This is a genomic window from Streptosporangiales bacterium (assembly GCA_009379825.1).
In the GTDB taxonomy this organism is placed as follows: Bacteria; Actinomycetota; Actinomycetes; order Streptosporangiales; family WHST01; genus WHST01.
In genome coordinates this window covers 1-21,828 of the sequence record WHTA01000085.1, presented here as the reverse complement: position 1 = coordinate 21,828, position 21,828 = coordinate 1, and the positions used below count along the sequence as shown (strand labels likewise).

The following is a 21,828-nucleotide window of genomic DNA, read 5'->3' as shown; positions in this document are numbered from 1 at the left end:
GCGCACCCGAGCCCGCGGCTCCGCCCGCCCGAACCGGCCCGCGACCCGCTCATGCAAGGTATCCAGCTCATCTATCACCAGATCGGTAACCACCCGACCATGATCAACTACCTGTCAAGCAAGTGCCGTTGCAGTACTAGTTCCACTCTTGCGGTACCGGCTGCCTGGTGGTCACGTTGATGCGGTTGAACATGTTGGTCACACCGATCCACAGGACCAGCGCCGCGAGCTCCTTCTCGCCGTAGTGCTCGGCCGCGGCGGCCCACACGTCGTCGGGTACCGGGTCGGAGCGGTCGGCCAGCCGGGTGGCTGCCTCCGCGAGTGCCAGCGCCGCACGCTCCGCCTCGGTGAAGTACGTCGTCTCGCGCCAGGCCGCCACGGCGAAGAGCCGCTCGTCGGTCTCGCCCGCCTTGCGTGCCCCCTTCACGCCAATGTCGACACACGCGCTGCAGCCATTGATCTGGCTCGCACGCAGATGGACGAGGGCGAGCGCTGTCGGCGAGACACCGGTGCTGTGCGCGGTCTTGTACAGTCCGTTGATCGCGGTCACGGCGTCCGGCAGTAGCGCCGCCGGGTTGTTCAGTCGTGCGTCCATGGTCGAGCTCCTCTGTCACATCGAAGGGTTTGGTTGGTCACCCGTATGACACCTGCCGACGGAGGAATGTGACACATGGACGAGCACGAGTTCCTGGCCAGCCGGTTCGAGGAGCACCGGCCGCACCTCACCTCGGTCGCCTACCGGCTGCTCGGTTCCCGCACCGAGGCCGACAACGCCGTACAGGAGACCTGGCTCAGGCTGGCACGCAGCGGCACCGACGGCGTGACGAACCTGGGCGGCTGGCTCACCACGGTCGTGGCGCGGGTGGCGTTGAACATGCTGCGCTCCCGCACGACCAGGCACGAGCAGCCGCTCGACGTACAGGTGGCAGAACCTGCCGAGCAGCAGGGCCCGGAAGAGGAGGCGGTGCTGGCCGACTCCGTCGGCTTGGCGCTGCTCGTCGTCCTGGACACGCTGTCGCCCGCAGAACGCCTCGCGTTCGTGCTGCACGACATGTTCGGGGTGCCGTTCGACGAGCTCGGCGAGATCCTGGACCGTTCGCCGACGGCTGCACGACAGCTCGCCAGCCGCGCCCGGCGCCGCGTGCAGGGCGCAGGTCCGCCCGCGGCGGACGACCTCACCCGCCGCCGTACGGTCGTGGACGCCTTCCTCGCCGCCTCCAGGGAGGGCGACTTCGCCACCCTGCTGAGCCTGCTCGATCCCGAGGTGGTGCTCCGTGCCGACGACGCGGCCGTCGCGGCGTCGCAAGCCGCGCGCACCCGCGGAGGGCCGGATCTGGACAGCCGCGTCACCGGCGCCTCCGCGGTCGCGAACGCGTTCGCCGGACGTGCCCAGGCGGCCCAACCGGCGCTTGTCGACGGCGCGCCCGCGGCGACCTGGGCACCAGGCGGGCGGCCGCGCGGGGTGTTCACGTTCGCGATCACCGACGGCCTGATCACCGGCATCGAGATCATCGCCGACGGCGACCACATCGCCGAGCTCGACGTGCAGCTGGTGGAGCGTTAGACCAGTTTGCGCCCTCGGTCGACATGGATCGCAGTGGGCGCAGCGCAGAGGTGGTCCGGCAAGCCACAACTGGTCTGCTCGTGATCCGCGTCCGTGCTCGCGCCCCGTCCGGATTCCTGGTTACCTGATCCCAGGTGACAAGGGGCTGGAGCGGCACGTGGAGGCGAAGCAACGACCCAGTCGCGTCGTCGAGGTCCGCGCGCGCCTGCTCGATCTCGTCGAACGGCTACCCGTCGGCAGTGCCCTGCCCGGCGAGCGGAGCCTCGCCGCGCAGTGGAGCGTGGCGCGGATGACGCTGCGGCGTGCGGTGGACGAGCTGGTGCTCGACGGCCTGCTCGAGCGCAGGCACGGCAGCGGCACGTACGTCGCGCAGCCCAAGGTGTCGCGGCCGCTCGGCCTGCTCTCGTTCTCCGCCGACCTGCGCCGCCGCGGCTTCGCCACCAGGTCGCGGGTGGTCGAGCTGCGGCACCTGCGGGCCACGGTGCAGGTGGCCAGGCAGCTGCGGATCCCCGTCGGCGACGACGTCGTGCGCCTGACCAGGGTGCGGCTGGTCGACGGCATCCCGATGTGCGTGGAGGCGCTGAGCATCCCCGGCCAGTTGGTACCCGGGCTGCGTGAGGAGGACCTGAGCGGCTCCTGGTACGAGCTGCTGCGCCGCCGCTACGGCATCGAGGTGCTGACCGGCAGCCTCACCGTCGAACCTGTGCTCCCCGACCCGTGCGACGCCGAACTGCTCGACATCCCGACCGACCAACCGTGCCTGCTGAGCACGGTGATCACCTACGACCGACGGGGCCGCATCATCGAACAGGGCACCTCGCTGGCCCGCGGCGACCGCTACCGGTTGGCCGTGGAGCTGCACCCGCAGTTCGGCCCGACGCACCAGGTGCGCCGTGGCGCCTGACGCAGGCACGGTGGCCGTCGGCCACGCCGCCGTCGAGCTCGGCGTGCCCGCGGGCACACCGCTCGGCGGCTACGCCGACCGCACCCTGGGGGCCACCGGCTCGTCGGACCCGCTCGAGCTGCGGGTCGTCACCATGACGGACGGACGCCGCCGCTTCGTCTGGGCGATCGCCGACCTGGTGTGCGTGAACACCGACCTCGCCGCGGCGGTGCGTACCACGGTGCCGGACACCACCAGCTGGCTGTCGGCCACCCACACGCACGCCGGCCCGGAGACCGGCTGCCGGCCAGGCGGCGCCGCGACCCCGGCGCCGTGGCGCGACCGGCTCACCGACGCGGTCGCCGCCGCGGCGGCAGCGGCCGTCCGCGCGGAGACACCAGCCGCGCTCGTGCTGCGGCACGGGGAGCTCACCGACGTGGCCGGGCAGCGCAGCGGGCCGCAGCCCCGGCAGTCGGTGCCGTTCGACGTGCTGGAGTTCCGCGCCGGCTCGACCACCCACGGCGTGCTCGTCGTGCTGCCCGTGCACCCCACCGTGCTCGGCGCGGACAACACGTGCACGAGCGCCGACCTGCCCGGCGCGGTACGACGGGCGCTCGGCGAGCGGCTGCCAGGCACCTGGTGTGTCGTGGCGACCGGCGCCGCCGGCGACGTCAGCACGCGGCCGCACCGACGCGCGCAGGACCCGCGCGAGCTGGCCAGGCTCGGCGACCTGGTCGCCGGCCAGGTCGCCTCGCTGCTGCAGACCCCCGGCCGCGACGTGACCGGCGACGGCGCCGTGGCGGCGGTCGCCGCCGAGGGCGGGGTGCCCCTGCCGCCGCGCACCGACCCGCCGGCCGACAAGGCCTTGCTCGCCGACCTCGACCGGCAGGTCGACCAGCTGCCCGCCGGCAGCGCAGCACGGCGCACCGCGTACACCCGGCTGCAGGGTGCGCGCCTGGCGCACCAGGCGGTCGCCGTCCGCGGACCGACGTGTGCCGTCGGCGTGCTGACCGTCGGCGAGCTACGGCTTGCGGCCGTGGGCGCCGAACCGTACCTGGAGCTGGCAGACCGATGGCGTGCCCTGGCCGGCCCCGACGCACTGCTCGTCGGCTACACCGGCGGCTACCTCGGCTATCTGCCGACCCGCGCCGCGTACGAGACCAACGAGTACGAGGCGGCGGTGAGCCCGTGCGGGCCGGGCGCAGGTGAACGGGTGATCGACGAGTGCGACCGGCTGTTGTCGAAGTCCACAGCGCAGAGGAAGTGACATGACAGTGCACCCCGTCGGCCTCCCGCGCTCCGCTCCTCGCTCACTTGCGCCCGGCGCATCACCCACTCGTCGCATGCTCGCTACGATGCTCACTCGGAAGGCCTCCTCATGACCGAAGGTAACCCCCTTTCCGGCTACGACCAGGCCGCCGCCGTGCGTGTGATGCGCGACGCCGTCGACCGGATCGTCGACAGCCAGCGCGACGCGGTGTCTGCGGCGGCCCTGCTGTGCGCGGACGCGCTGGCGTCCGGCGGCATCCTGCAGGCGTTCGGCACCGGGCACTCGCAGTCGTTCGCCATGGAGATCGCCGGCCGGGCGGGCGGTTTCGTCGCCGCCAACAAGCTGGCGCTCAAGCAGTTGGTGATGCGCGGCGCGGCGACGCCGGACGAGATCGTCAACCCGCAGGCGGAGCGCAGCGTCGAGTTCGCACAGCGGCTGTGGCAGCTGCACGACATCGCTCAGGCAGACGTCTTCCTGATCGCGTCCAACTCCGGCGGCAACGCGGCCACGGTCGAGATGGCGCGCCTGGCCAAGGAGAACGGCAACCCGGTCATCGCCGTCACGTCGATGAACCACACCGCAGCGATCACATCGACGCACCCGTCCGGGTCGCGGTTGTTCGAGATGGCCGACGTAGTGGTCGACAACTGCGGTGTGGTCGGCGACTGCGAGATCGCGCTGCCCGAGGGCACGACCATCACCCCGGCGTCCACGGTGACGGGCGCGCTCATCGCCCAGATGATCGTCACCGAGACGTGCGGCCTGTTGCTCGCCCGCGGCGCCGAGGTGCCGGTGCTCACCTCCGTGAACGTGTCGGAGGGCAAGGCACGCAACGATGCGCTCGAAGCCAGGTACGGCACCCGCGTGATGAAGAACGAGCCCTGAACCGCCTCAGCCGGCGGTCGGGGTGACGGCGGCCAGCCGCTTGGTGATCTCCATCGGGTTGGTGATGGCCGTGCCGACGATGACCGCGTAGGCACCGGCGGTCAGCGCCGCCGCGACGTCGCTGCGGGTCCAGTACCTGCCCTCCGCGACGATCGGGCAGTCCAGCCGGCGCGCCAGCTCGGCCACCAGCTCGACGTCCGGGGCGTTGGTGCGCTCGGTGCCCGCGGTGTAGCCGGACAACGTCGACGCCACCACGTCGGCACCTCCTGCGCGCGCGTACTCGCCGTTCGCCACCGTGTCCACGTCGGCCATCACGGCAACCTGGAGGTCGGCGTGGATCGCATCGACGTGCTCGGCGAGGCTGCGGCCGTCCGGCCGCGGCCGGTCGGTGCCGTCGATGGCGACCATCGTCGCGCCGGCCTCGACGACGGCAGCCGCCGCCGCCGGGGTGGGCGTGATGAAGACACCGGCCGGGTCGCCGATCTTGTTGATGCCGATGATCGGCAGCTCCGTCACACCGCGGATCGCCGCGACGTCGTCCGGGCCGTTGGCCCGGATGCCCGCCGCGTTGCCGGCCTCGGCCGCGCGCGCCATCAGCGCCATCGTCTCCGGCCCGTGCAACGGGTTCGGCGGCTTCGCCTGACACGACACCAACAGCGACCCGTGCGGGAACGGTACGTCGATCTTCAACAGTGGCACCTTCGTTCGTGGACGTGGAACAGCGGCCGGTAGGCACCGGCGGCCGAGGCGACGGCGAGCCGGCAGGCCCCGTCGAGTGCGTCGCCGGCGGCCGGTACGAGCTGCAGCCCCGGCTCGGCGGTCAGCCGCTCGTGCAGCAGCTGGTGCAGCGTCGGTGCGGCGAACCAGCGGCCGGTGCCTGCGACGGGCACCGGCTCGCCGGTGACCACGGCCGCGGCCGCCACGACCGTACGGTGCAGGTCGTCCGCGGCCGCCGCGATGATCTCCGTCGCGACCTGGTCGCCTCGGGCCGCCGCCGTGTCGACTTCGACCGCGAAGGCCGCAGTGTCCGCGACCACCGTCGGCGACGCGTAGAGCCGCTGCGTCAGTCGGGCCGGTGGCCCGTATCTCGCCGTGGCAGCGTCGGCCAGCGCGGTCGCCTGGCCCCGGCCGTCGAGCGCGCGCAGGCACGCGGCGATGCCCGCCCGTCCGACGGCGAACGCGCTGCCGTCGTCGCCGAACAGGTAGCCGCGCGCGTCGACGGTACGTAAGGCACCTGTGCCGGCGTCCACGCCAAGGCAGGCGGTTCCGGTGCCCGCGGCCAGCACGACCCCTTGCCCGTCGGGCAGGGCGCCGCAGTGCGAAGTGACGACGTCGCCGGACAGCCACACCTCGTCCGCGTCGAACAGGTCGCCCACGGCCGCCGCGAACTCCGCGCGTCGTTCGGACCCGCTCGGCGCACCGGTGAGCCCGAGCGTGACACGACCGACCGGGCCCGGTCTGCCCACCTCCGCCCAGCATTCCCTGATGGCGGCGAGCTGCTCGCCGTACGGGTCGCTGTGCCGGTAGCTGAACCCGGCACGTTCCGCCCGCAGCTCGGTACCCGCGACGGCCAGCCGCAACGTGGTCTGCCCACCGTCGACGCCGACGGACGTCCGCGCACCGGTCATCGGATGCCCGCGGTCATCGCCACGCCCTGCACGAACCGCTTCTGCAGGGTGAGGAACAGCAACAGCGTCGGCAGCAGCGCGAGGATCGCCGCCGCCATCATCATGGGGATGCCGGTAGCACCGAGGTTGTTCGCCTGCATCGCCGCGAGGCCGACCGGCAGCGTGGTGTGCGCGTCGTCGGAACCGACGAGCAACGGCCACAGGTGGGAGTCCCAGTTCGTCATGAAGATGAACAGCGCCAGCGCGGCGATCGGGCCGCGCACAAGGGGTACGACGACCTGCACCAGGCTGCGCAGCTCGCCGGCGCCGTCCAGGCGTGCGGCTTCGAGCAGCTCGTCCGGCACCTGCATGATCGCCTGCCGCATCAGGAAGATCCCGAACGCGCTCGTCCCGGCAGGCACGATCAGGCCGGCGAAGCTGTTCACCCAGCCGAGCTGGAACACCAGTGCGTACAGCGGCACGTAGATGACCTCGAGCGGCACCATCGCCGTCGCTAGCACGACGACGAACGCGACGTTGCGACCAGGATAGCTGTACTTCGCGAACGAGTACCCGGCCAGCGTGCAGGTGAACACGTTCAGCGCAGTAACCGAGATCCCCACGATGGTCGAGTTCAGGTAGTAACGGGCGAATGCCGTCTCGGTGAACGGGAGCAGCAGGTTGCTCCACCTGAACGGGTCGGGGAACCACCGCAACGGCACGGCGAGCACCTGGCCGGCCGGCTTCAGCGCGGACAGCACCGCGTAGAGGAGCACCGCGGCGAACGCGACGCCGCCGGCCGCGACCACCAGCCAGACGAGGACGCGACCGGCGAGCGCGAGCGGGTTGGCGCCGGGCCGGCTCATCGGTCGTCCCGCCGGAAGACACGCAGCTGCAGCAACGTGAGCACGAGCAGCAGGAAGAACATCAGCACGGCCACCGCCGACGCCCTGCCCATCCGGGCGTTCTCGAACGCGGTCTTGTAGACGAACAGGTTGACGACCTCCGTGCCGAACCCACCGCCGGTCATCACGTACTGGGCGCTGAACGCCTGGAACCCGCGGATCACCGCCATGATCGAGCAGATCGCAGTGGTCGGCTTCAGCAGCGGCAGGGTGACGTGCACGAAGCGCTGCCAGGCGTTGCAGCCGTCCACCCGCGCGGCCTCGTAAAGGTCGTCCGGGATGGTGGTGAGTCCGGCGAGGAACAGGATGAGGAAGAAGCCGGTCTCCTTCCACACGCTCATCATCACCAGCCCCCAACGCGCTGTCGCGGAGCTGGTGAGCCAGTTGAGGTCAAGCCCGAGCGTCTGGTTCAGCAGGCCGTCCGGCTGCAGCACCAGGCGCCAGATCACCGAGACCGCTACCCAGCTCATGGCCACGGGGACGAAGTAGAGCAGCCGTACGGCGCCGGCGGCGGGCATCCGGGAGCGCAACGCGAGCGCCAGCAACAGCGCGAGGCACACCGAGGGCACGTACGTACCGCCCACGTAGAACAACGAGTTCAGGACGACACCGTGGAACTCCTTGCTGTGCAACAGGAAATCGAAGTTCTCCAGGCCGACCCACTCCGGCGGCGCGGTGAGCGAGTACTCGTACAGGCTGAAGTAGAAGACTCGCAGCGCCGGCCAGATCGCGAATGCGAGGAACAGCGCGACCGCGGGTATGGCGAGAGCCGCCCCGACGACGTCCCGCCTGACGTCGACGCGACGGCGGCTCCGCACCAACCCGTCCGCCCGCAACCTGCTGACGGCCACCGGCTACTCGACCGAGGACTGGATCTGTGTGTTGGCCTGGTCGAGCGCCTGCTTCGGCGGCACTCCGTCGAAGACGACCTTGTCCACGGCGGTCTTCAGGGCGTCCTGCACCTCGCTCCAGTGCGGGCACACCTGGTCGAACTCACCGTTGGTGTACGCCTTGGACCAGCTCTCCCTGAAGTCGATGTCCTTGGCCGGCTCGGTGTCCGACCACCCTTGCTGCCCCTGGATGAACCCGACGTCGTCCAGCCAGTCGTCGTGCTGGGTGGACAGGTAGGAGACGAACTTCCACGCCTCTTGCTGTTGCTCGGACGCCTTGTTGACGGCCCAGTAGTAGCCGTACCAGCGGGTCACCGGGTTCGCGGTGTCGACCTGCGGCAGCGGCACCACCTTCAGGTCCTCGTACGTCTTCGGGTTGGAGTCCTCGATCTGCGGCATCGACCACGGGTAGACGATCGCCATCGACTGCGTCCCTGTGGCGAGGTCCTGGAACGGTGCCGTCGCCTCCCTGCTCGCCTTGTGCGGGTTGGCGATCTTCTCGTTGCGCGCCAGGTGGCCCAGATCTGCATCGCCTGCGCCGACTTCGGCTGGTTCACCGTGGCACCGTCACACGACTCGTTCACCATGCTGCCGCCGGTCTGGTTGAGCAGCGTCTGGTACATCTGGCTGTACCAACCCGAGTGGATGTACGAGAAGTTGAACGCCTGCCCGTGACCGGCGACCACCAGCTTCTTGCCGTAGGCCGCGACGTCGTCCCAGGTCTTCGGTGGCTTGTTCGGGTCGAGCCCGGCATCGCGGAAGTGCTTGACGTTGATGGCGAACGCCGTGCTGTTGAGCTCGCTCGGCACGCCGTACAAGGTGCCCTTCGCGTCCTTCGCACCGGCCAGCATGTTCGGCTCGTAGGTCTGCTCGAGCTCCTTCACCGAGCCCTTCCCGAACGCCTTCGCATCGATCGGCGCGATCAGCGACTTGGGGATGTACTCGCCGCGCAGCGCGTTGTCGTCCATGTTGATGATGTCCGGGCCGGTGCCGTTGGAGAGCGCCGTCAGCATCTTCGTGCCGAACTCGGTGTTCGGGATCGTCTGGTACTCGATGGTGACGTTGGGGTGCTTCTTCTCGTACTCGGCGATGAGCGCCTTGTTCAGCTTCACCATCGGCGGGTGCGTGTGCGTCCAGAACGTCAAGGTGACGTCGCCGCCCGAGCCGCTCCCGCACGCGGTCACCGCGAGCGCGGACGCGGCGGCGACGGTTGCTGCGATCAGTCGACGTCGGTGTGTTCTACCCATGTGGCGAACTCAACACCGGCCGACGCCGTGCTGAAAGAGGGACGGTCAAATCCGAGTAGACCAGTTCCACCGACCGCGGTCGGCCATCGACGTGGTCCGCAACGGCAGCTGGCGATCCGCCGACGGGCAACTGGTCCACTGGTCCACTGCTACGAGCCGGCACCCCGTAGCGGCCGGACGATCTCCTCGGTGACCACGTCGGTCATCTCGTCGAGCTCGTCGCGAGGGCACTGCAGATTGAGCAACACCGTGTCGACGCCGGCAGCCAGGTATTCCTCGAGCCGGTTCCTGCAGTCGCTCGCGGCGCCGAACAGCAGGTAGCGGTCGGCGATCCGGTCGAAGTCCTGCTGGTACTTCCCGCCGACGCGTTCGGTGATCACCTCACGAGCGCGCTCGCGGTCGGGGTGGACGGTGGCGAACATGTACACCGCCGTACGCCCTTGCCACGGCCGGCCGAGCTCGGCCTCACTCAGCTCGGTGATCCTCGCCCGGCTGTTGGTCACCTGCTCCGGGCTGTACATGTACGGCATCCACACGTCGCCGTACTTCGCGGCCCGCCGCATCGCCGGCTCCTTCCTCCCCGACACCCAGACCGGCAGCGGGCGCGCGGGCACGGGGGCGAGGCGCACGTCGCGGAACGACGAGAACCGACCGTCGAACGTCACGGCGTCACCCGTGAGCAGCTTGCCGACGACCTCGAGCGCCTCGTCCGTGCGTGCGCCGCGCTCCGCGACCGGCACCCCGACGGCCTCGAACTCGGGCGGGAACTCGCCGCCGATGCCCACCCCCAAGTGGAACCGGCCGACGCTGAGGTGGTCCAGGGTGGCCGCCAGCTTCGCGAGCAGCGCTGGCGGGTACAGCGGGACGAGCGAGATGCTGGTGACCAGGCCGATGCTGCTGGTCGCGGCCGCAGCCATGGACAGCGAGATGAACCCGTTGGTCGACTCACCGTGGAACGCGAGATGCTCCCCCGTGCTCACGAACTCGTACCCCAGCCGTTCTGCCTTTGCGGCGAACCCGGTGAGTTGGCTGTCGAGCGGTAGGCAGAGTCCGAACTCGGGCATCGGCGCGTCCTCACGTCTGTCGGGTGTGCCTGTCCCGCACCATAGCGTTTTCAGTGCCGCAGCGATGTGTCCTAGACCACGGTGATGAACAGCGTCGTGCCCGTGACGAGCGCCGCGACCAGCAGACAGATCCAGACGATCAGCAACCGCCACCACACCCGGGTGAACGCCACCGGTGAACGCGTCGCTGCTCGCTGCGGCTCCCAGAGCTCGACGGCGAGCCGGCCGACCAAGCTCGCCGCGGCGACGACGACCACCCACATCCACCACTTGCCGTCCGCGTCGAAAGCGGACAGCACCGCCGCCGCAGCGGCCACCAGCAGCGCGAGGGCCGCAAGCGACAGCCACAGCGACCGCATGATCAGGCCGGCGCGCGCGACCCGCAACGCTACCCCCGCACCGAGCATCGGCAGCACCACGAAGACGGGGGCGACGAGGGCGAGCACCACCATGATGGCGATCATGATCGCGGCGATCGCGAGCATGAGCCCACCGAAGAACGCCTCGATGCCGGACAGTCCTTCGGCGACGCCGTCGGACATGATCTCGTCCACGATGGCGGTGCCGACCGTGTCGAACAGGAAGGCCGTCAGCAGAGCACCAAGCGGGATCGCCGCGGCCACACCGGCCACCGCGCCGCCGGCCGCCACGGCCGAGCGCAGGAACGTAGCGGCGGTCACCCGCCGCGGCGCAGGCGCGACAGGTGGCTGCGCCCACGGTTCCCGCGGCGTGGCTCGGTGCATGGCGACTCTTCCACCCCCGCGTGGAGATCGGACGGCCGCCGAGGCTAGCAGCCAGGACAGGCGCCCGATGTGGTTGCTACGTTCAGCTGTCGGTGAATCATGCTGCGCGACGACGAAACCGGCGCCACGATGGTGGACGGGAGGTCATCATGCGAGTCGCGGTACTGGCCGACGTGCACGGCAACCTACCGGCGCTCGACGCGGTGCTCGCCGAGGTCGATGCGGAAGGCGTCGACCTCGTGGTGCTCAACGGCGACCTGGCGTCCGGACCGATGCCGGCCGAGACCCTGGACCGGCTGGCCGAGCTCGGCGAACGTGCCCACTGGGTGCGCGGCAACGCCGACCGCGAGCTGGTCGCGGCGTACGACGGTGCCGTCGATGCCGCCCTGCCCGCGGAGGTGCGGCAGGTCACCGAGTACTGCGCCGGGCAGCTCGACCGGCGGCACCGCGACCTGCTCGCCGGCCTGCCGCTCTCGGTCACCGTGGACGTGACCGGGCTCGGCCAGGTGCGGTTCTGCCATGCGACGACCCGCGACGACACCGAGATCGTCCTGGTGGACTCCCCGATCGCGCGGTTCGCCGAGGCGTTCGCGGACACGACCGAGTCGACCGTCGTGCTCGGGCACACGCACATGCCGTTCGACCGGCTGGCGGACCGGCGCCGGTTCGTCAATCCGGGCAGCGTCGGCATGCCGTACGGCACCGGCGGTGCGCACTGGGCACTGCTCGGCCCGGCCGTCGTGCTCCGCTGCACTGCCTACGACCTGGACGACGCCGAGGCGACGCTCAGGTCGGCCGCACCCGGGTATCCCGACCTCGCCGGGTTCGTTGCGGAGAACGTGCGTACGGTGCCGTCCGATGCGGAGGCGCTCGCCGTGTTCTCGCGCTGAGCCTCAGGACTCGCGCAGCACGAAGCACCGCAGTGCCGCACCGCGCTCGCCGCCGAGGACGATCCGGTTCTCGACCGCCTTCGTGCGCTCCGCCGTCCAGGGATCGTCGTCGGTACCGGGGTGGAGCACGTACCTGGGGAACTCCGACGAGCTGACCTGCACCCGCAGCCGGTGTCCCGGCCGTACGCGGTAACCGATGCTCCCGAGCTCGACGGTGACCTGGCTCGGCCAGGGCGCGTGGACGAGTGCTGCGCCGTCGAGCAGCTTGACCGCGGTGCCGTCCGGCTGGACCTCGGTGAGCTTGGTCATGACGTGCCCGGAGGAGCAGGTCGACTCGAACCACAGCTGCACGCTCGCCGGACCGGCCAGGTCGAGGGCGTCGCGCAGTGGCTCGGTCTCGAAGATGAGGACGTCGTCGCGCTGTTCCACACCTCGTTCGTCCGCGGGCTCGACCAGTGGGTGGTACGCGTGCGCACAGCTCGGCACCGGGTCGGCCGGGTCATGGACCCAGCTGACCGTGCGTTCGGTGCGATCGGCCACGGGAGCGAGCGCACCGCGCGGTGCCCCGGTCAGGTACCACTCGACCGGCCGGCTCTCCGGCGGCGGCCACGTGTCGCTCTCCCGCCACGAGTCGTGGGCGAGCTTCCACCGCACGGGGGCGGCGTCGTACGTGCCCGCACCGCGGATGAACGGGCCGAAGAAGTCGGCCAGCGGCTGCAGGTATCCGTCCAGGAAGCGTGCCGTCGACGCGCCGTCGGAGCGCGGGTCGACGAACGGCGTGCCGTGTTCGCGCAGCGGCGTCCAGCCGTGGTCGGTCGCGTCCAGCATGAGGAACTGCGGTGCCGTCGCGCTCGCCCGTGCGCGTCGCCAGGTGGCGAGCTGGCCGTGCTGCACGATGTCCCACCACCCGCCGACGTGGAGCACGGGCAGGTCGGCACGCGGCGTCAGCCGGGCGGCGGGATCGAGGTGACCGGCGCCGAGGTCGTCGAGGAACCTCGACCGGCGGCCGCCGAGTGCGGTGGGCACGACCTCGGACAGCGGCCGCACACTCCAGTCCAGCTGTCCCTCGTAGTCGTACAGCGCCTCGTCGATCCAGGTCTCGAACGCCCACAGCGCGCACACCTCGAGGGCGAACACGCCCTGCCTGGTGGCGACGTCGGCGAAGTCCGCCGAGATCACCCGCGGCGCGATCGCGCGGAGCGCGGGGTGGCCGGACGCCGCGGCGGCCCACTGCGTCCAGCCGAAGTACGAGTCGCCGAACATCCCCACCGCGCCGGAACACCAGCTCTGCTTGGTGATCCAGTCGATCGTGTCGTAGCCGTCCGACAGCTCGTGCCGGAACGGTTCCTGTGCACCGTCGGAGCGGATCTTCCCGCGCACGTCCTGCACGACGACCGCGTACCCGCGTTCGTTGAACCAGCGGGCGATCAGCGGCATGAAGCACTCGTCGCCCGCCTTGTCGTACGGCAACCGCGAGAGCACCGCCGGCCAGCGACTGCCCTTCGCCGGGAGGTAGACGTCGGTCGCCAGCCGCACCCCGTCACGCATCCGCACGGCGAACACCCGCGCGTCACCAGGCACCTCGGCGAACGGCCGTCGTCTCGCGCCTCCTGTCATGCCAGTCAATCCAGACCGGTGAGCTTTCCCGCGAATCGCGCCACCAGCGAGGTGCGCGAGGACGCCCGGCGCTCCTCCCACCAGTCGGAGAACGCGAACAGCCGGTACATCGTATGGATGCCGCCCCACCGCAACGGCTCGGGCTCCCAGGACGGCGAGCGGTGCCCCACCCACGCCAGCGTCGCGTGGTCGGTGTCGCGACCGAGTGCGAGGTCCGCCAGCGAGCGCGCGGCCACGTGCGCGGACGTGACGCCGTGTCCCGCGTACCCGCCGGCCTGGCCGAGCCCGGACTCCCGGTCGAAGTCGACGGAGGCACACCAGTCACGTGACACCCCGAGCACGCCGCGCCAGGCATGCTCGACCGGTGTGTCGGCGAGCGCGGGGAAGAACGAGACCAGCCGGTTCCGCAGCACCTCGACGGTGGGTTGGTCGACCTCACCGGTGCCGCAGGTACCCGACGCGTAGCGGTACGGGCTGCCGCGCCCGCCGATCGCGATGCGGCCGTCCGCAGTGCGCTGCGCGTAGACGAAGACGTGTGCGGCGTCGCTGAGCAGGTCCGCCTCGGCCCAGCCGAGCTGCCGCCACTGCTCGTCGGTCAGTGGCGGCGTCACGATCATCGAGCTGTTCACCGGCACCAGCCTGCGCCGCTGCCCGGACAGCGCACCGCTGTATCCCTCGGTGCAGCGCAACACGATCGGCGCGGTCACCGTGCCACCAGGGGTACGCACGGCACCGGGACGGATCTCCGTCACCGGGCTGTCCTCGTAGATCCGAACGCCCCGGCGTTCGACGGCAGCCGCCAGTCCGCTGACCAGTCTCGCCGGGTCGATGCGTGCTACACCGCGGTAGTGGAGCCCGCCGACAGCGCCGTGGATGTCGATCCGGGAGCGTACGCCCGTCGCGTCCAGGACTGCGACGTCGTCCTCCGCGTAACCCCACTGCACGTCACCTGCGCGCCGCTTCCGCAGCCGCTGCATCGCAGCACGCGTCCTCGCGACGACCACGTTGCCGGTCGGCAGGGCGGCGCAGTCGATCGACTCCTCGGCGAGCACGTCGAGCACATCCGTGACGCCGGCTGCCATCGCGCGCTGCAGCCGTCGTACCTCGTCGGCACCGCGGGCGGCGGCGTACCGCTCCCTGTTGCCGGGCAGCAGCGGCGACAGCCAGCCACCGTTGCGCCCGGACGCACCGTAGCCGGCGAACTCAGCCTCGACCACGGCGACGTCGAGGTCGGGCCGGTTCTTCTTCAGGTAGTACGCCGTCCACAACCCGGTGAAACCTGCACCGACCACGCACACGTCCGGATCCAGGGAGCCGGTCACCGCCGGCCGGCGGGTAGCGTCCCCAGAAAGGGACGCCACCCAGTGCGATACCTCGCCGTTACGCACGACCTTCGCCGACCTCCACCAGTTCCGCGGACTCGCCCTCGGGCGTCTGCTTGGGCAACAGCAGACAACTCAACACCATGGCGACCGCGATGACCGCGGTGGCCGCGGCTACCGGCCAGACGGAGCTGGTCTTGTCCGCCAACCAGGTCGACAGGCTCGGCATGATCCCGCCACCGATCACGGCCGCCAGGTGGTAGCTCAACGACGCGCCCGTGTAGCGCACCCGTGCGACGAACAGCTGCACGACCTCCGCCGCGAGCACACCGTAGGTGATGCCGACGAACGCCATGCTCACGATGATCGCCAGGTAGAGCAGGCCGGCTTCCTTCGTGTGGACGAGCATGAAGCCGGGGAACGCCCAGACGACAAGGCCGACCGCACCGACCACCGCGACCTTGCGCGCCGAGTAGCGCACCGCCGCGGCGACGCCGATGAAGATGAACACGGCCTCGGTCGCGGCGGCGATGAGGTTACCTGGCAGCGCCACCGAGGCACTCAAGCCGAGGGTGCTCGTCGCGTACGCCAGCACGAACGAGGTGAAGACGTAGTACGTGGCGAAGACACCGGCGAACGACCCCGTACCGATGAGCACGGCGCGCCAGTGCTTGGCGAGCAGCTCGACCACGGGCACCCTGCTGACCTGCTTGTCGCGCGACACCGCCTCGAAGTCGGGCGACTCGTGGATCCTCCGCCTGATGAAGAAGCCGACCGGCAGCAGCACGGCAGAGAACAGGAACGGCACGCGCCAGCCCCATGTCTCGAAGGCCTCGGGCGGCAGTTGCTGGAGACCGAGGAAGACACCGGTGGCCAGCAGCAGCGCCAGCGGCGAACCGACCTGGGCGAACGAGCCGAACAGCGTCTTGCGGCGCGCGTCCACGTGCTCGATGCCGATCAGTGCGGCACCACCCCACTCGCCGCCTGCAGCGACACCCTGCACCAACCGCAGGAAGCCGAGCAGCAGCGGCGCCCACACGCCGATCGACGCATACGACGGGATCAGACCGATCGCGGTGGTCGCGAGCCCCATCATCAGCAACGTGACGATGAGCGCGATCTTCCTGCCGACCCGGTCACCGAAGTGGCCGAACAGCACTGCGCCGACGGGTCGCGCGAGGAAGCCGACGCCGTACGTGACCATCGCGAGCATCACGCCGATCAGCGGGGTCATCTCGGGGAAGAAGACCTTGTTGAAGACCAGCGCGGCGGCGGTGCCGTAGATGAAGAAGTCGTACCACTCGATGGTCGTACCTATGGCTTGCGCCGACGCTACTCGTCCCAGCGACTGTTGCGCTGCCCCGTTCGTCGTTGTCGTGTCTCGGTCACGTCACTCCTTCCCTTGGTCCCCGTCTGCCAGTTGGTCGCCGTATCCGCCGCCGCCACCGGTGACGACTGCGATCCGGTCTCCCTTGTCGAGCACCGCCTTGAACACACACGGCAGTTCTTCGGTGGCACCACCGACGCGGTGGATCATGAACTGCCCGGTGCCACCTGGCCCACCGCCGTGCAGGCCGGCGGCCGGATGCCGGTGTCTGTCCGCGTACCCGGATACGGCCACGCCGTCGCACTGCGCCTCGTAGACGCGGCGGATGCCGCGCCCGCCGTCGTGCCGGCCCGCACCTTCGGTGCCGTCCGCCATGGCGTACTCGACGATCCGCAGGTGGGTGTAGTCGGTCTCCAACGCTTCGACGGGAGCGTTGGCACAGTTGGAGATCGGGTTGTCGAGGGCGTCCGCGCCCTCGTGGTCGGCGCAGGCACCCCAGCCGCCGCCGAGGATCTCCAACACCACCTGGTAGTCACCCGTCTCGCTCGCCAGGTGGCTCATCGCGAACGCCGTGGTCGTGTCGAACCCGGTGGCCACCGAGCGTTCAGGCAACGGGTCGCCGAGCGCGCGGACAATCGCGTTGAACACGCGGCTAGCGGGCGTCAGCCGCGCCCTGACCGCGGCGGGCGGGCGCGGGTTGAGGACGCTGCCGTACGGCACGTCCAGGGTGAGCGGCCGGTTGCTGCCCTCGTTGAACGGGATGTCCTCGCCGCCGAGCATGCACCTGATCGCGCTCTGCGCGGCCGAGATCGTGGACGCCAGCGGGCAGTTGACGTTGCCGCGGATCTGTCCGTCCGTGCCGGTGAAGTCGAGGTGGATGTGGTCGAAGGCGACCACCACCCGCACCACGACGTTCGCGGTGTCGCCACCCCACGGCGAGGTGTCGAGCGTCTCGACCGCGGTGTACTCACCGTCGGGCATCGACGCGATGGCGTCCCTCGTACGCCGCTCCGAGTAGTCCTTCAGCGCGTCCATCGCCGCGAGCGAGTCCTCGATGCCGTACCGATCCATCAGCTCGCCGAGCCGCTTCGCCGCAGTGCGGTTGGCGGCGAACTGTGCGTTCAGGTCACCGAGTACGAGCTCGGGCACGCGCACGTTCGCGCGGATGATGCGCTCGACGAAGCCGCCGTTCCAGTCCCTACTGACGGAGAACCTCGCCAGCGGCAGGCGTAGGCCCTCCTGGTAGAGCTCGGTCGCGTCGGCGTTCAGACCGGGGCTGCCGCCGCCCACGTCCACGTGATGCGCCACGCTCGCGGCGAACGCCACCAACCGGTCGCGCACGAATATCGGCGTGAACAGGTAGACGTCCTGCAGGTGCTGGCCGCCGCTGTACGGGTCGTTCATCAACAACGCGTCGTCGGGCGTCAACGCCGCCAGGTCGACGGTGTCGGAGAGTCCGCGCAGTGCGTGCGAGATGCCCGCGGTCATGATGGGGATGCACTCGGCCTGGTCGACGACCTCGCCGGCGGCATCGGTGAGGGCGACGGAGAAGTCCCTCGCCTCCCGGACGATCGACGAGAACGCCGCGCGCCGCAGGTCCACGGCCATCTCGCGCGTCACGGAACCGTACGCGGCCTTGAAGATGCCAAGCCGCGACGACAGTGCAGATGCCATCAGCTGTGCTCCAGGATGAGGTTCGTCGTTGCCGGGTCTACGGTCGCACGCCAGCCCGGTGGCACGAAGGTGGTCGACGTGTCGTCGGTGACGATCGCCGGCCCGGCGACCGGAGTGTCGGGCGGCAGCTGCGGGCGTTGCCACGACTGTGCGACGACCTGCTCGCCGCCGATGACGACACTGCTCGTCGCCGGCGCGCCGCCCGGCTGTGCATCGACCCGGGGCAGCCGTACCACCGGGCGCGGCTTGGTCACCGCGACCCGGAACGTCACCAGCTGCACCGCGTTGTTCTGGTCGCTGTGCCCGAACCTGCGTTCGTGCAGCTGGTGGAAGTCGGCGAGCAACCTGGCCACACAGCCGTCGTCGGTGGCAGGCAGCGGCACGTTCACCTCGAAGCCCTGGCCGACGTACCGTATGTCCACGGACGCAGCGAACCGTGCGTCGCTGAGGTCGATGCCATGGTCGCCGAGCTCGGCTCGTGCGGTGTCGGTGAGCACGTCGACGAGTCCCTTCACCTCGGCGTCGGTCAGGCGCGTCGCCTCGACGACGGACGTACGGGAGAACTCCCGCCGGAACGGCGAGGCGAGCAACCCGTACGCGGACGCGAGTCCCGGGTACGGCGGCACCAGCACCCTGCGGATGCCAAGCTCCGCCGCCACCGACGCCGCATGCAGCGGCCCGGCACCGCCGTACGCCAACAGCGTGTGGTGCTCGACGGCGTAGCCGCGTTCCACCGACGCGATCCTTATCGCGCCGCTCATCGCGACGTTGGCCAGTTGCACCGCGGCCTCGACGACCTGGCTGACCGACTGGCCGAGCTCGGCGGCAATCGGTTCGAACGCCCTGCGCGCCGCGTCGACGTCGAGCTGCCAGCGACCGCCGAGCTTGCTGTCGGCCGGCAGCACACCGCACACCACATTGGCGTCGGTGACCGTCGGCTCTGTGCCACCGCGGTCGTAACAGGCAGGACCCGGCTTGGCGCCCGCGCTGGTCGGGCCGACCCTCAGCAGGCCGCCGCTGTCGAGCGACACGATGCTGCCGCCACCTGCACCTACCGTGGTGATGTCGACCATCGGCGTTCGTACGGGCAGTCCGTCGATGACCGCTTCCGCCGTGACCATCGGCTCGCCGCCGGTGACCAGCGCGACGTCGGTGCTCGTGCCGCCCATGTCGATGGTGACGATGTCGTCGAGCCCCGCCGCCTCGGCCACCGCGATCGCACCGGACACACCGGCAGCGGGCCCGGAAAGCAACATGGTGATCGGCCGCGCCGCCACGACGTGCGTCGGCACCGCTCCACCGTTGGACTGCATCACCTGTACCGACTCGATGCCACGGCCGGCGCAGTGCTGCCCGAGCCGCTCCAGGTACCTCGCGACGACCGGTCGCAGGAAGCCGTCCACGGCGGTCGTCGACATCCGCTCGTACTCGCGGAACTCACGTGCTACCGCCGACGAGACCGACACCGGCAGGTCAGGGGCGAGCTCCTGCACCAGCTCCGCGACCCGCTGCTCGTGCGCCGGGTTCTGGTACGAGTGCAACAGGCACACGGCGGCCACCGTCACGCCGGCGGCGCGCAGCCGCTCGACCGCCGCACGTACGGACTCCTCGTCGAGCGGGTCGACGACCGCGCCGTCCGCCGCCATCCGCTCGTCGACCTCGGCGATGCACTCGCGGTCGACCAGGGCGGCCGGCTTCTGGTACTGGAGGTCGTACATCCGCGTGCGGTCCTGCCGCTGCAGGAACAGCACGTCGCGGAAACCTCTCGTGACGAGCAGGCCTAGACGTGCGCCCTTGCGTTCGAGCAGGGCGTTGGTCGCCACCGTGCTGCCGTGCAGGAGCGCGGCGTCGTCGAGTAGCGCGACGTCGAGCTCGCCCAACGCGTCGAGCACCGCCTGCGCGGGATCGCCAGGGGTGGAGAACACCTTGGTCGTCGCACGCAGCTCACCGGCGTCGTCGAGGACGACGAGGTCGGTGAACGTACCACCGCATTCAACTCCGATGCGCATGAGGACCTTTCGCTGGAACTGCTTGACCGCCGTCGATCAGTAGCTGGGTGGGCCGATGGCCCACAGCACCCGAGCTTTCGTGCCTTCCACCTCGACGACACGATGCGGCTGAGAACTGCGGTAGGAAATCGAGTCGAGGGCGCCGAGCTGGTGGGTCTCCTCGCCGACGGTCACCTCGACGCTGCCCTCGAGCACGACGAGGGTCTCCTCGGAGTCGCCGTGGGCGTACACCTCGGTGCCGGTGGAACCACCGGGCCCGATCTCACCCACCAGCACCTCCAGGTTCTGGTTCGCCTTCGGACTGACCCGCACCTTCTGCGCGTCCACCCCGAACTTCAGGTACGTCCCCTCGCCGTGCCGGTGGATCCGCATGTCGCGGGACCACGACTCGTCGAAGAGGTCGCCCACACCCAGTCCGAGCACCGTGCAGATTCGCTGCAACGTCGCGACGCTCGCTCTCGAGATGCCGCGTTCGAGTTGGCTGAGGAAGCTCTCGGTCAGCTCAGCCCGGTCTGCCACCTCGCGCAGGGTCAGCCGTTTCGCCCTGCGCCTCGCGCGCAGCCGGCTCCCCAGGGAATCGGACGCCACACTCACCCCACGGTTCGGTGTTCATAAGGATGCAGCGGCAGCATACAAACATGAGGTGTCACTTAAGTCAACTTAAGTACTCTTTGTAGTCTCTACAGTGCCGACGGTGCGGATACGGTGCGACCATGCGCGGGGAACGTACGCGGTTACCGGTCTGGCTGCTGCTCGGCGTCGTCGCCGTGCTCGTGCTGCTCGCGTACTACCCGTTCGCGTGGGACCCGCCGCGCATGGTGGCCAACGACGTGACGAGGCACCCAGGCGGCACGCTGGCCTTCGGCGACCACAACCGGGCACGTTCGCCCGGCACCCCCGACTGGCTGCCCCGCGTGCGCGCACGCCAGGAGTTCGAGGCGGAGCTCGTGGCGCGCCCCAGGTTCCCGCAGCGCCACCGCGACACCTCGATCATGCTGCTCGCCGACGACGCGTGGCGGACGAACTTCGGCCTCGGCCAGAACGGCAGCGACCTGGTGCTGTGGTTGCGACGCGGCGGATCCTCCGCCGACGGCGGACCCACGTTCGTGGTGCCACGGGCCTTCTCCCGCGGACACTGGACCACCGTGCGGGTGACCGTCCGCCACGACCGGCTGCGCGTGACCGTCGACGGTGCCCTGCGGCTGCGCAGCCCGCTGGCCGAGGGTTCGCTGCGCACATGGGGCGAGGGCCGGCTCGTCCTAGGCGACGAGGTGCAAGGCGGCCGCGGCTGGCGCGGAGAGCTGAAGCACGCGCGGGTAGCGACCGCAGGTGACTCCGTCGACTACCTCGCACCCGGGGCGCTCCAGGTGCCGCGGCGCTACCTGCACCTGCCCGAGCACCTGGCGCCGTTCCCGCCGACGTCCGACAGGGAGTGGTTGATCCTCGGCCTCCACCTGGTGTCCTTCGTACCGGTCGGCCTCCTCATCGCCTGGACGCGACGGCCGCCCGTCCGACCGCTTCCCACCGCGCTGCTCGCCCTCGGGCTCGCCCTCCTGCTCGCGGCGGGCAAGTTCCTGTTCACCGACCGCCACGCCGCCGTCGCCGACCTCGTCGTCGAGTTCCTCGGCGCACTCGCCGGCGGCTGGCTGGCCGCGCCCCTTCTCGCCTGGTGGCACCCCAACCGCCCCCGTCGCCACCAGCAGCCCAGTATCCGCGACACGTGCTAGACGAGGTGCGACAGCTTGGCGTGCGGCTGACCGACCATTTCGGCGCTGGTGAGCTGCATTTCTACTAGATGGTTGATTCCTTGGTCAGTGGTCGTAGGCGGTTAGTGATCGTTTGCTGGTGACGCCGGTGGTCCAGTTGGTCCAGATGCCGGAGGTGAGGGCGAGGAGTCGCTGGGCGATGCGGGTGAAGACTCCGGTGGGTGT

General features: G+C 70.3%; 22 protein-coding genes. 6 read left to right on the top strand and 16 right to left on the bottom strand.

Annotation, left to right across the window (positions count from 1 at the left end; genetic code table 11):
- Positions 1–136: 136 nt before the first annotated feature.
- The gene (locus tag GEV07_26475) at positions 137–595 is read right to left on the bottom strand and encodes a carboxymuconolactone decarboxylase family protein (GenBank protein MQA06113.1); all 459 of its coding nucleotides are present in this window, start codon (positions 593–595) and stop codon (positions 137–139) included.
- Between the two features lie 75 nt (positions 596–670).
- Between GEV07_26475 and GEV07_26470 the strand changes: the two genes are divergently transcribed.
- The 4 genes from GEV07_26470 to GEV07_26455 all read left to right on the top strand — a co-directional run bounded on the left by GEV07_26470 (position 671) and on the right by GEV07_26455 (position 4,602).
- Positions 671–1,564 carry a sigma-70 family RNA polymerase sigma factor gene (locus GEV07_26470; protein ID MQA06112.1) on the top strand — a complete coding sequence of 298 codons (894 nt, stop codon included), beginning with the start codon at positions 671–673 and terminating at the stop codon, positions 1,562–1,564.
- A gap of 157 nt (positions 1,565–1,721) precedes the next feature.
- Positions 1,722–2,468 carry a UTRA domain-containing protein gene (locus tag GEV07_26465; GenBank protein ID MQA06111.1) on the top strand — a complete coding sequence of 249 codons (747 nt, stop codon included), beginning with the start codon at positions 1,722–1,724 and terminating at the stop codon, positions 2,466–2,468.
- On the top strand, positions 2,458–3,714 hold the full coding sequence (locus GEV07_26460; protein MQA06110.1) for a hypothetical protein: 1,257 nt from the start codon (positions 2,458–2,460) through the stop codon (positions 3,712–3,714). The genes GEV07_26465 and GEV07_26460 overlap by 11 nt, the downstream gene beginning before the upstream one ends.
- A gap of 111 nt (positions 3,715–3,825) precedes the next feature.
- Complete coding sequence (locus GEV07_26455; protein MQA06109.1) at positions 3,826–4,602, top strand: sugar isomerase domain-containing protein; 777 nt, start codon at positions 3,826–3,828, stop codon at positions 4,600–4,602.
- 6 nt (positions 4,603–4,608) lie between these two features.
- On the opposite strand, the gene GEV07_26450 is transcribed toward GEV07_26455, so the two are convergent.
- From GEV07_26450 to GEV07_26415, 8 genes are all read right to left on the bottom strand, one after another.
- The gene (locus GEV07_26450) at positions 4,609–5,292 is read right to left on the bottom strand and encodes a putative N-acetylmannosamine-6-phosphate 2-epimerase (GenBank protein ID MQA06108.1); all 684 of its coding nucleotides are present in this window, start codon (positions 5,290–5,292) and stop codon (positions 4,609–4,611) included.
- The gene (locus GEV07_26445; GenBank protein ID MQA06107.1) at positions 5,289–6,230 is read right to left on the bottom strand and encodes a hypothetical protein; all 942 of its coding nucleotides are present in this window, start codon (positions 6,228–6,230) and stop codon (positions 5,289–5,291) included. Before GEV07_26445 ends, GEV07_26450 begins: the two co-directional genes overlap by 4 nt.
- Complete coding sequence (locus GEV07_26440; protein ID MQA06106.1) at positions 6,227–7,075, bottom strand: ABC transporter permease subunit; 849 nt, start codon at positions 7,073–7,075, stop codon at positions 6,227–6,229. Before GEV07_26440 ends, GEV07_26445 begins: the two co-directional genes overlap by 4 nt.
- The gene (locus GEV07_26435; GenBank protein MQA06105.1) at positions 7,072–7,965 is read right to left on the bottom strand and encodes an ABC transporter permease subunit; all 894 of its coding nucleotides are present in this window, start codon (positions 7,963–7,965) and stop codon (positions 7,072–7,074) included. Before GEV07_26435 ends, GEV07_26440 begins: the two co-directional genes overlap by 4 nt.
- 3 nt (positions 7,966–7,968) lie before the next feature.
- Positions 7,969–8,427 (bottom strand): extracellular solute-binding protein, encoded by a 459-nt coding sequence (locus GEV07_26430; GenBank protein ID MQA06104.1) that lies wholly within the window; start codon positions 8,425–8,427, stop codon positions 7,969–7,971.
- Complete coding sequence (locus GEV07_26425; GenBank protein MQA06103.1) at positions 8,358–9,251, bottom strand: extracellular solute-binding protein; 894 nt, start codon at positions 9,249–9,251, stop codon at positions 8,358–8,360. Before GEV07_26425 ends, GEV07_26430 begins: the two co-directional genes overlap by 70 nt.
- A 149-nt stretch (positions 9,252–9,400) precedes the next feature.
- Positions 9,401–10,315, bottom strand: a complete 915-nt coding sequence (locus GEV07_26420; protein ID MQA06102.1) for an LLM class flavin-dependent oxidoreductase — start codon at positions 10,313–10,315, stop codon at positions 9,401–9,403.
- Between the two features lie 71 nt (positions 10,316–10,386).
- The gene (locus GEV07_26415; GenBank protein ID MQA06101.1) at positions 10,387–11,058 is read right to left on the bottom strand and encodes a hypothetical protein; all 672 of its coding nucleotides are present in this window, start codon (positions 11,056–11,058) and stop codon (positions 10,387–10,389) included.
- 149 nt (positions 11,059–11,207) lie between these two features.
- Here GEV07_26415 and GEV07_26410 point away from each other — a divergent pair, with 149 nt between their 5' ends.
- Positions 11,208–11,948: a metallophosphoesterase gene (locus tag GEV07_26410; protein MQA06100.1), complete on the top strand. Its 741-nt coding sequence runs from the start codon at positions 11,208–11,210 to the stop codon at positions 11,946–11,948.
- Positions 11,949–11,951: 3 nt separating this feature from the next.
- Here GEV07_26410 and GEV07_26405 read toward each other — a convergent pair whose 3' ends face one another.
- From GEV07_26405 to GEV07_26380, 6 genes are read right to left on the bottom strand one after another with little or no spacing between them, the layout of a single operon-like run.
- A complete protein-coding gene (locus GEV07_26405; GenBank protein ID MQA06099.1) occupies positions 11,952–13,565 on the bottom strand; it encodes a CocE/NonD family hydrolase in 1,614 nt (537 codons plus the stop codon).
- Between the two features lie 5 nt (positions 13,566–13,570).
- On the bottom strand, positions 13,571–14,926 hold the full coding sequence (locus tag GEV07_26400; GenBank protein ID MQA06098.1) for an FAD-dependent oxidoreductase: 1,356 nt from the start codon (positions 14,924–14,926) through the stop codon (positions 13,571–13,573).
- 19 nt (positions 14,927–14,945) lie between these two features.
- Positions 14,946–16,232, bottom strand: coding sequence for an MFS transporter (locus tag GEV07_26395; GenBank protein MQA06097.1), 1,287 nt, complete (start codon positions 16,230–16,232; stop codon positions 14,946–14,948).
- Positions 16,233–16,277: 45 nt separating this feature from the next.
- Positions 16,278–17,888, bottom strand: a complete 1,611-nt coding sequence (locus tag GEV07_26390) for a hydantoinase B/oxoprolinase family protein (GenBank protein ID MQA06096.1) — start codon at positions 17,886–17,888, stop codon at positions 16,278–16,280.
- A complete protein-coding gene (locus GEV07_26385; GenBank protein MQA06095.1) occupies positions 17,888–19,897 on the bottom strand; it encodes a hydantoinase/oxoprolinase family protein in 2,010 nt (669 codons plus the stop codon). Before GEV07_26385 ends, GEV07_26390 begins: the two co-directional genes overlap by 1 nt.
- Positions 19,898–19,933: 36 nt before the next feature.
- Positions 19,934–20,491 (bottom strand): helix-turn-helix domain-containing protein, encoded by a 558-nt coding sequence (locus GEV07_26380; GenBank protein ID MQA06094.1) that lies wholly within the window; start codon positions 20,489–20,491, stop codon positions 19,934–19,936.
- Positions 20,492–20,610: 119 nt separating this feature from the next.
- On the opposite strand from GEV07_26380, the gene GEV07_26375 reads away from it, so the two are divergent.
- On the top strand, positions 20,611–21,624 hold the full coding sequence (locus GEV07_26375; GenBank protein ID MQA06093.1) for a hypothetical protein: 1,014 nt from the start codon (positions 20,611–20,613) through the stop codon (positions 21,622–21,624).
- 84 nt (positions 21,625–21,708) lie between these two features.
- Here the strand turns inward: GEV07_26375 and GEV07_26370 are convergent.
- The coding region (locus GEV07_26370; GenBank protein MQA06092.1) for an IS982 family transposase at positions 21,709–21,828 on the bottom strand (120 nt) is incomplete at its 5' end.

What these genes read in the sequence shown, in the direction of transcription:
- GEV07_26475 (MQA06113.1), bottom strand. Translation starts at nt 595, where the DNA reads ATGGACGCACGACTGAACAACCCGGCGGCGCTACTGCCGGACGCCGTG.
- GEV07_26470 (MQA06112.1), top strand. Translation starts at nt 671, where the DNA reads ATGGACGAGCACGAGTTCCTGGCCAGCCGGTTCGAGGAGCACCGGCCG.
- GEV07_26455 (MQA06109.1), top strand. Translation starts at nt 3,826, where the DNA reads ATGACCGAAGGTAACCCCCTTTCCGGCTACGACCAGGCCGCCGCCGTG.
- GEV07_26445 (MQA06107.1), bottom strand. Translation starts at nt 6,230, where the DNA reads ATGACCGGTGCGCGGACGTCCGTCGGCGTCGACGGTGGGCAGACCACG.
- GEV07_26440 (MQA06106.1), bottom strand. Translation starts at nt 7,075, where the DNA reads ATGAGCCGGCCCGGCGCCAACCCGCTCGCGCTCGCCGGTCGCGTCCTC.
- GEV07_26430 (MQA06104.1), bottom strand. Translation starts at nt 8,427, where the DNA reads ATGGCGATCGTCTACCCGTGGTCGATGCCGCAGATCGAGGACTCCAAC.
- GEV07_26425 (MQA06103.1), bottom strand. Translation starts at nt 9,251, where the DNA reads ATGGGTAGAACACACCGACGTCGACTGATCGCAGCAACCGTCGCCGCC.
- GEV07_26420 (MQA06102.1), bottom strand. Translation starts at nt 10,315, where the DNA reads ATGCCCGAGTTCGGACTCTGCCTACCGCTCGACAGCCAACTCACCGGG.
- GEV07_26415 (MQA06101.1), bottom strand. Translation starts at nt 11,058, where the DNA reads ATGCACCGAGCCACGCCGCGGGAACCGTGGGCGCAGCCACCTGTCGCG.
- GEV07_26410 (MQA06100.1), top strand. Translation starts at nt 11,208, where the DNA reads ATGCGAGTCGCGGTACTGGCCGACGTGCACGGCAACCTACCGGCGCTC.
- GEV07_26405 (MQA06099.1), bottom strand. Translation starts at nt 13,565, where the DNA reads ATGACAGGAGGCGCGAGACGACGGCCGTTCGCCGAGGTGCCTGGTGAC.
- GEV07_26390 (MQA06096.1), bottom strand. Translation starts at nt 17,888, where the DNA reads ATGGCATCTGCACTGTCGTCGCGGCTTGGCATCTTCAAGGCCGCGTAC.
- GEV07_26385 (MQA06095.1), bottom strand. Translation starts at nt 19,897, where the DNA reads ATGCGCATCGGAGTTGAATGCGGTGGTACGTTCACCGACCTCGTCGTC.
- GEV07_26375 (MQA06093.1), top strand. Translation starts at nt 20,611, where the DNA reads ATGCGCGGGGAACGTACGCGGTTACCGGTCTGGCTGCTGCTCGGCGTC.